This window comes from Actinomycetospora aurantiaca (genome assembly GCF_037401875.1).
Classification (GTDB): Bacteria; Actinomycetota; Actinomycetes; order Mycobacteriales; family Pseudonocardiaceae; genus Actinomycetospora; species Actinomycetospora aurantiaca.
This window is the reverse complement of the sequence record NZ_JBBEGN010000058.1, coordinates 1-252: the sequence shown is the minus strand read 5'-3', so window position 1 is coordinate 252 and position 252 is coordinate 1. Positions and strand designations below refer to the sequence as shown.

1 pseudogene is annotated in these 252 nt (G+C 75.4%); it reads right to left on the bottom strand.

What is annotated here, in order from left to right:
- Positions 1 to 252, bottom strand: a pseudogene (locus WCD74_RS29885) (hypothetical protein); the annotation flags it as partial.

The following is a 252-nucleotide window of genomic DNA, read 5'->3' as shown; positions in this document are numbered from 1 at the left end:
AGGTGGTGTCCGAGGGAGAGGGCGCCGAGGTTGTCGGCCTGGGTCGGGCCGCCGTGGGTGTGGTCTCGGGTGTGGTCGATCTGGCAGGCCACGGCGGGGCGGGTGCACATGGGGAAGCGGCAGGTGCGGTCGCGGGCGTGGATCCAGCGGGTGAGCTCGGCACCGGGGAACCGTCGGTCGGCCTCGGCCGTGCTGCGAGCCGGGTGCTCGTCGGGGTCACGTTCCCGGGCAGCGGCCAGGGCGGCCCGGACA